6 protein-coding genes are annotated in these 8,219 nt (G+C 60.9%); all 6 read left to right on the top strand.

The genetic code is table 11. From position 1 onward, the window contains the following. Positions 1-127: 127 nt before the first annotated feature. The gene (gene rpmE, locus DW661_RS05515; protein ID WP_006235303.1) at positions 128-553 is read left to right on the top strand and encodes a 50S ribosomal protein L31; all 426 of its coding nucleotides are present in this window, start codon (positions 128-130) and stop codon (positions 551-553) included. A gap of 307 nt (positions 554-860) precedes the next feature. Further along, the gene (gene secA, locus DW661_RS05520) at positions 861-3,668 is read left to right on the top strand and encodes a preprotein translocase subunit SecA (RefSeq protein ID WP_117757883.1); all 2,808 of its coding nucleotides are present in this window, start codon (positions 861-863) and stop codon (positions 3,666-3,668) included. Further along, a complete protein-coding gene (gene prfB / locus DW661_RS05525) occupies positions 3,668-4,816 on the top strand; it encodes a peptide chain release factor 2 (RefSeq protein ID WP_118934924.1) in 1,149 nt (382 codons plus the stop codon). The genes secA and prfB overlap by 1 nt, the downstream gene beginning before the upstream one ends. A 166-nt stretch (positions 4,817-4,982) precedes the next feature. Then, a complete protein-coding gene (locus DW661_RS05530; RefSeq protein WP_089572238.1) occupies positions 4,983-5,873 on the top strand; it encodes a YitT family protein in 891 nt (296 codons plus the stop codon). Positions 5,874-6,080: 207 nt separating this feature from the next. Further along, positions 6,081-6,911 (top strand): transketolase, encoded by an 831-nt coding sequence (locus DW661_RS05535; protein ID WP_118934926.1) that lies wholly within the window; start codon positions 6,081-6,083, stop codon positions 6,909-6,911. 1 nt (position 6,912) lies between these two features. Beyond that, positions 6,913-7,854, top strand: coding sequence for a transketolase family protein (locus DW661_RS05540; protein WP_117778508.1), 942 nt, complete (start codon positions 6,913-6,915; stop codon positions 7,852-7,854). Positions 7,855-8,219: the final 365 nt, after the last annotated feature.

Here is an 8,219-nt window from a genome sequence, read left to right on the forward strand (position 1 = left end):
AGACCGTGAACCTTTTGTGGGACGCGCGGCGCCGTGGTACCATAGCCAAGTTTGTTGTCTTGGTCGGAAACCAAGACGCCTTATGCGCTGATCGGTAACCAGCGCCTGACCAATAAGGAGTCCTACCATGAAGCAGGGTATCCATCCCCAGTATGTCGAGTGCACGGTGACGTGCTCCTGCGGCAACACCTTCAAGACGCACGCTACCGTGTCCGAGATGAAGGTCGAGCTTTGCAACGAGTGCCACCCGTTCTACACCGGCCAGCAGAAGTTCGTCGACACCGGTGGACGCGTCCAGCGCTTCGCCGACAAGTTCGGTGGCGCCGCTGCCGCCCAGCTCAAGAAGGCTGAGGAGGCCAAGGCCGCCAAGGCCGCCAAGGCTGCTGAGGCCGAGGCCGCTCGCAAGGCCGCCGCTGAGGCTAAGGCTGCCGAGAAGGCTAAGCGTGCTGCTAAGTTCGCCGAGGAGGCTGCCAAGCAGGCCGCCGAGGCTCCCGCAGAGGCTCCCGTCGAGGAGGCCGCTGCCGAGGCCGAGACCACCGAGGCTGCTGAGTAACTAGCTCGCCGCGGAATCGCTCGCATTCATGGCATAAGGGCCGTGCATCCGTTTGGGTGCGCGGCCCTTTTCTTTTTATTGGTGCAAGCTAACCTGTCCCCGTGGCACCAAATGGCAGAGAGACGGCGTTTGCTCAGATAAAACTTGCCAAAATAAACCTGTCCCATTGTGGCAGGTTGGTCATAGTTATTACGTGGCGGTCGAGGTCGACCGTATAGGCCGCGCCTTGTTTGGCTAAAGTACAATCATCTGTGTTTAACTCGCCCGCAGCTGCACGGCGTGGGCGATGGCCAAAAAGGAAAACCACATGGGATTCATGTCAAAGCTGCTGTCCTTTGGATCCGATAAGGACCTTAAGCGCTACTACAAGATCGTCGACCAGATCAACGGTCTTGAGCCCCAGTTTGAGAAGATGACCGAGGAGGAACTCCGCGGCCAGACCGATAAGTTCCGCGAGCGTTACGCCAACGGCGAGTCGCTTGACGACATGCTCCCCGAGGCCTTTGCCACCGTGCGTGAGGCTTCCAAGCGCACCATGGGTATGCGCCACTTTGACGTGCAGCTCATTGGCGCCATGGCACTGCACGAGGGCCACATCGCCGAGATGAAGACCGGCGAAGGTAAGACCCTCGTCTCCACGTTGGCTGGCTATCTCAACGCTATTGCCGGCAAGGGCGTGCACGTCGTTACTGTCAATGATTACCTTGCCAAGCGCGACTCCGAGTGGATGGGCCGCATCTATAAGTACCTGGGCATGACCGTCGGTCTGCTCCAGAACAACATGCCGCTCGAGCTCAAGCGTCCGGCCTACCAGGCAGACGTCACCTACGGCACCAACTCCGAGTTCGGTTTCGACTACCTGCGCGACAACATGGTCACCCGCCCCGAGCAGCGCGTACAGCGCGGCCACAACTACGCCATCGTCGACGAGGTCGACTCCATCCTGATCGATGAGGCCAGGACGCCGCTCATCATCTCGGGCGCCGGCACCAAGTCGGCCAGCACCTACAAGGACTTTGCGCGCGCCGTGCGCGGCCTGGAGCGCGGCGAGGACGTGTCGCATGACATGCTCACCGCCACCGAGGATGTGGAGCCCACGGGCGACTACGTCATGGACGAGGCCAAGCACACCATTGCCGCCACCGAGCGCGGCCTTAAGAAGATCGAGCGCCGTCTGGGTATCGAGGATATCTACGCCGACCTTTCGGGCCAGCTGGTCAACCACCTGCAGCAGGCGCTGAAGGCCCAGTACATGTTCCATCGCGACAAGCAGTACGTGGTCACCAACGGCGAGGTTAAGATCGTCGACGAGTTTACCGGCCGCATCATGGAAGGCCGCCGCTATTCCGAGGGCCTGCACCAGGCCATCGAGGCCAAAGAGGGCGTGCTCGTGCGCGAGGAGAACCAGACGCTGGCAACCATCACCCTGCAGAACTATTTCCGTCTGTATGACAAGCTCTCCGGTATGACCGGTACGGCACTCACCGAGGATGCCGAGTTCCGCGAGATCTACAAGCTACCCGTCGAGGTCATCCCCTCCAACAAGCCCGTGCAGCGTGTTGACCACGAGGACCTGGTGTACCGCACCATCCAGGCCAAATACAACGCCGTTGCCGACGACGTCGAGCGACGTCACGCCAAGGGCCAGCCGGTCCTGGTGGGCACCGTCTCCATCGAGAGCTCCGAGAAACTGTCGGCCGCCCTTACCAAGCGCGGCATCGCGCACGAGGTCCTCAACGCCAAGCACCACGAGCGCGAGGCCCATATCGTTGCCCAGGCTGGTCGCTATGGCGCCGTGACCATCGCTACCAACATGGCCGGCCGCGGTACCGACATCTTGCTGGGCGGTAACCCCGACGAGCTGGTGCGCGAGCGCCTGGAGTACGAGGGCCTGACCATGGAGGACGTAACGCCCGAGCAGCTTGAGCAGTTTAACGCCGAGGCCAAGGAGACTTGCAAGGCCGAGCGCGAGCGCGTTCTTGCCGCCGGCGGCCTGACCGTTATCGGCACCGAGCGCCACGAGTCCCGCCGTATCGACAACCAGCTGCGCGGCCGTTCCGGCCGTCAGGGCGATCCGGGCGAGACCCAGTTCTACCTGTCGCTCGAGGACGATCTGATGCGTCTGTTTGGCGGCGACAAGATGGACCGCGTCTCCAAGATGATGGTCACGGCTGACATGGGCGACGATATGCCCATCCAGCACAAGATCATCTCCAAGGCTGTCGAGAGCGCCCAGCACAAGGTCGAGAGCATCAACTTCTCCATGCGCAAGAGCGTTCTTGAGTACGACGACGTCATGAACAAGCAGCGCCAGGTCATCTACGCCGAGCGCAATAAGATTCTGGACGGCAAGGATCTGACCGACCACATCACCGAGGTCATGCACGATACCGTGTACCGCTGCGTGCAGGAGTTCTGCACCAAGGACAGTCACGATGGCGAGCGCGACCTGGAGGGCCTGCGCAAGTGGGTTGTGGAGCTCACCGGCCACATCGATACGCCGAAGTTCCCCGACGAGGATTATGAGGCCCTAGCTGCCGATGTCCTGGCTTACGTAGAGAAGTGCTACAACATGAAAGCCGAGCGCTTGGGCGAGGACCTGATGCGCGAGCTCAACACCCAGGTCATGCTGCGCGTCATCGATACCCGCTGGATGAACTACCTGCAGGAGATGGACTACCTCAAGACCGGCATCGGCCTGCGCGGCTTTGGCCAGCGCGACCCGCTGGTCGAGTACAAGACCGAGGCCTACGGCGCGTTCCAGATACTCGTCGACACCATGTACGAGGATTACCTGCGCACGGTTCTGCGCATCGAGATCAAGGCTGCCCCGCGTGTCGTGGAGCACAAGGAGGAGCCCGCGCTCGAGGGTGCGCACTTCTCCGGTCCTGCCGAGGTCGATGGTGACAACGGCGACTCGGTGCTGCGCAAGCAGGCGCAGGTGCAGGCCCGCACGGCTGTCCAGGGTGGTCCGGCTGCCGTCAACAACGGTGGCAAGGTGACCACCTATCGCAAGTCCGAGAGCGACGATCCGTACGTCAACGTGGGCCGCAACGACCCGTGCCCCTGCGGTAGCGGCAAGAAGTTTAAGTACTGCCACGGCAGGAATCGTTAATGGCTGAGGCTTTAGAGGTAACGCCCGCCGAGCTGGACGCGTTTGCGGACCGGCTCGGCGAGGTCGAGTCGTATCTTCATTTGGACGAGAAGCGCACGCGCGTGACCGAGCTCGAGGCCAAAAGCGTGGCCCCCGGCTTTTGGGATGACGCCGACGCCGCCCGTGCCACCATGGAGGAAATCGCGCGCACCAAGGAAGATATCGCTGCCGTGGACAACGCGCGCGGCGAGCTTTCCGATGCCCGCGCCGCGCTGGAGCTTGCCGAGGAGATGGGGGATGACCCCGATGCCGCCGCCCTTCGCGAGGAGGCTACAGCCACGGCTGAGCGCCTGGCCCGTGCCATCGATGAGCTTGAGCTTTCGAGCTGGTTCACCGGTGAGTTCGATCACGGCGATGCCATTGTGACCATCAAGCCCGGACAGGGTGGTCTGGAGGCCCAGGACTGGACCTTCATGCTCTTTAAGATGTACATGAAGTACTGCCAGCGTCGCGGCTGGAAGGTCACGATTAACGACTGCCCCGCTGCTGAGGTCATCGGCATCGATCGCGCGACCTTTACCGTCGAAGGCAAGGATGCCTTTGGCATGCTTCGTGCCGAGGCCGGAGTTCACCGCTTGGTGCGCATTAGCCCCACCGACGACAAGAAGCGCCGCCAGACCACGTTCGCTGGCGTCGAGGTCATTCCCGTACTGCCCGATGATATCGACATCGAGATCAACCCCGATGACATCCGCGTGGACGTGTACCACGCGAGCGGCCCGGGCGGTCAGGGCGTCAACACCACCGACTCCGCCGTGCGCGTGACGCATTTTCCCAGCGGCATTGTGGTTACCTGCCAAAACGAGCGTAGCCAGATCCAGAACAAGGCCGCGTGCATGCAGATCCTCAAGGCTCGCCTGTACGAGATTGAGCTCGAGAAGCGCGCCGAGGCGCTCGATGAGATTCGCGGACCCAAAACCACGATCGGTTTTGGCAACCAGATTCGCAGTTACGTGCTCTACCCGTACCAGATGGTCAAGGATTTGCGCTCGGGCGTGGAGACCAGCAATGTCGAGGCCGTTCTTGACGATGGCGACCTGGACCCGTTTGTTATTGGCTACCATCGCTGGGCCACTGGCAACGCTGACGCAGAGATCCCATCTGCATAAACCGCCCGGTTTATGTGGAAATGGATAAAACCCTCCGAGCAGGGTGGTTTTGTATCCAAAGCAAACCCTGCGCAGGGGTGGTTTTTGTTCGGCGAATCGGTAGAATCGAATACAGCAAGAAGTTCGAAGCGCATCCGTTTGGGTGCGCTTTTTTGAGGGAGGTAGCATGGCATATCGTCTGGACATCAAGCGCATTCTATCGATGAACTTCTTTCACGACCTGCCCCAGATTATGTTGGGGTGCGCTCTGGCCGCTATTGCGACCGACCTGTTTTTGATTCCCAACGGCCTTGCTGCCGGTGGTGTTACAGGCCTTGCCACCATTATCCAGGCGGTCGGCGCATCGCGCGGTCTATCGCTTCCCGTTGGTATTCAGACGATCGTGATGAACGCCTTGCTGTTGCTGGTCGTTATGCGCGAGGGCGGCATGTTCTACGTGGTGCAGACCGCGACGGGCTTTGTGCTGCTGGGCTTCTTTACCGATCTGTTCGCCCCGTTTGTAGCACCTCTGGCGGATGCGGACCTGATGCTCCCTGCCATGTGGGGCGGCATTATTACAGGCATCGGTTACGGCATGGTGCTGCGCGCCGGCGCCAACACCGGCGGCTCGGACACGATTGGCCAAATCATCTCGCGTAATACCTCACTGCCCGTGGGCTCGACCGTCATGGCGATCGATGTTGCCGTATGCGCGCTGTCGGCTCCGGTCTTTTCAATCGAAAATGCACTATATGCAGGCCTTTCGATGGTCATTAGCGGCTACGTGATCGATGCCGTGGTCGATGGTGGCAACAAACGCCGTATGGTACTCATCATCTCGGACAAGTTCCCTGATATCGCTGCCGATATCATGTATGGCCTGGGTCGTGGTTGTACCAAGTTTAAGGCGACTGGCATGTATTCGGGTGCCGAGAAGCCGGTGATCATGGTCATCGTGAACCGTCGAGAGCTCAATACCCTCAAGACGATCGTGCGCGAGCGCGATCCTCACGCCATTGTGACGGTCGCCGACGTTACGGAAGCTTTCGGCGAGGGATTCAAGGACATTAGCGCGTAGGGCCGACCGCGTCCCATCCAAAAGACGTTCACATTGATAAACCGTTTCATCAGCGGTTCTGCCTGCTAAATTGTTCAAATAATGATAAAAACTCTGGTAAAGCCATCAGTTTCCAGCATAATGAATGACGTACGTGCATTACGGCTGTGTTGGGATTACCTTCGGTGCCGTGCGCATTTTGTCTAATGAGGATGAAAGGAAGGCACAATGAGCGACGAAGAGCTCAAAAAGGTTGCCAACGAGGTAAGGAAGGGCATCGTCACCGGCGTGCACGCTGCCAAGTCCGGCCATCCGGGCGGTTCGCTCGGCGCTGCCGACATCATGACCTATCTGTACTTTGAGGAAATGAACGTCGACCCGGCCCATCCCCGCAAGGCCGACCGCGATCGCTTTGTGCTTTCCAAGGGCCACTGTGCACCTGGTCTGTACGCTGTGCTCGCCGAGCGTGGGTTCTTCCCCAAGGAGGATCTTGAGACGCTGCGCCACATCGGCAGCCACCTGCAGGGTCATCCCAACATGAACGACACTCCGGGCGTCGACATGTCCACCGGTTCGCTCGGCCAGGGCGTCTCCGCCGCCGTGGGCATGGCCGTTGCCGCCAAGCACTGGGGCGATACTTATCGCACGTACGCCCTGCTGGGCGATGGCGAGAGCGAGGAGGGCCAGGTCTGGGAGGCCGCCATGTTTGCCGGCAACCAGCAGCTCGACAACCTCTGTGTGATCGTCGACCACAACGGCCTGCAGATCGACGGTCCCGTCGAGGAGGTCAACGACCCCATGCCGCTCGCCGACAAGTTCCGCGCCTTTAAGTTCCACGTGGTGGAGCTTGCCGACGGCAACGATTTCGATCAGATCCGCGCCGCCTTTGCCGAGGCTCGCGCTACCAAGGGCCAGCCGACCGCCATTATCGCCGAGACCCTGAAGGGCAAGGGCGTGTCCTTTATGGAGAACCAGGTTGGTTGGCACGGCAAGGCCCCCAATGATGAACAGTTTGAGCAGGCCATGGCAGAGCTCACGGCCGCCGGAGAGGAGCTCTAGGATGGCAGACGTCAAGAAAATCGCCACGCGCGTAAGCTACGGCGAGGCCCTCGTCGAGCTCGCCAACGAGCACGATGACTTTGTGGTCCTCGACGCCGATCTGGCCGCCGCCACGCAGACCGGTAAGTTCAAGGCGGCCTGCCCCGACCGCTTCTTCGATGTGGGCATTGCCGAGAGCAACCTGATGGGCGTCGCCGCCGGTATCGCGACCACCGGTCGTGTTGCCTTCGCGAGTACCTTTGCCATGTTCGCTGCCGGTCGCGCCTTTGAGCAGGTTCGTAACTCCATCGGCTACCCGCACCTCAACGTTAAGATCGGTGCCACGCACGCCGGTATCTCGGTGGGCGAGGATGGTGCCACGCACCAGTGCTGCGAGGATATCGCCCTGATGCGCGTCATCCCCGGCATGACTGTGATCGTTCCTGCCGACGACGTCGAGGCCCGTGCCGTGACGCGCGCCGCCTACGAGTGCGACGGTCCGGTGTACATGCGCTTTGCCCGTTTGGCCTCGCCGGTTATCAACGACCCCGAGACCTATAAGTTCGAGTTGGGTAAGGGCATTATCATGCGCGAGGGCGCCGATGTGACCATCATCGCCTGCGGCCTGATGGTCGGCGAGGCTCTCGAGGCCGCCGAGCAGCTCGCTGCCGAGGGCATCGACGCCGAGGTCATCAACATGCACACCATCAAGCCCATCGATGCCGACCTGATCGTCAAGAGCGCCACCAAGACCGGCCACGTCGTGACCGTCGAGGAGCACTCTGTGATCGGTGGCCTGGGCAGCGCCGTTGCCGACGTCCTGTGTGAGCAGTGCCCGACGCCGCTCAAGAAGATTGGCGTCAACGACACCTTCGGCGAGTCCGGCCCGGGTGCCGAGCTCCTGCACAAGTACGGCCTGGACGCCGCCAACATCGTGGCGACCACCAAGGAGTTCTTGGCATAGAGCAACCACCGCTCAAATCGGCCACAAGCCAATAGCAAATAGACGTAGACAGGGACGCCCTCAAAAAGAGGACGCCCCTGTTTTTATATTTCAGCAAAATCAGTGCCGCATCAAGCAAGGCCTTCTTCGGGAAAAGGGCCCAGTACGGCAACGTGCAATTCAGCCCTCCCAACTTTGTATGTGCAGCACCCCAAGATCACGCGGCGACCCCATAGTAGCCGCAGGCCGCGCACAGGGTTACCTCCCAAATCTTTCCGCAGGACGGAGGCGCCCCCGCAGCGCGAAGCGCGCAGCGGGGGCGCCGACATGTCCGAGGACGATTTGGGAGGTAACCCTGTGCGCAGCCGGTGGGACCAAACCCCGCC

The organism is Collinsella sp. AM24-1 (assembly GCF_003470325.1).
Lineage (GTDB): Bacteria > Actinomycetota > Coriobacteriia > Coriobacteriales > Coriobacteriaceae > Collinsella.

Coding starts and splice junctions, on each gene's coding strand:
- secA (WP_117757883.1), top strand. CDS start 861: ATGGGATTCATGTCAAAGCTGCTGTCCTTTGGATCCGATAAGGACCTT.
- DW661_RS05535 (WP_118934926.1), top strand. CDS start 6,081: ATGAGCGACGAAGAGCTCAAAAAGGTTGCCAACGAGGTAAGGAAGGGC.
- DW661_RS05540 (WP_117778508.1), top strand. CDS start 6,913: ATGGCAGACGTCAAGAAAATCGCCACGCGCGTAAGCTACGGCGAGGCC.
- DW661_RS05530 (WP_089572238.1), top strand. CDS start 4,983: ATGGCATATCGTCTGGACATCAAGCGCATTCTATCGATGAACTTCTTT.
- rpmE (WP_006235303.1), top strand. CDS start 128: ATGAAGCAGGGTATCCATCCCCAGTATGTCGAGTGCACGGTGACGTGC.
- prfB (WP_118934924.1), top strand. CDS start 3,668: ATGGCTGAGGCTTTAGAGGTAACGCCCGCCGAGCTGGACGCGTTTGCG.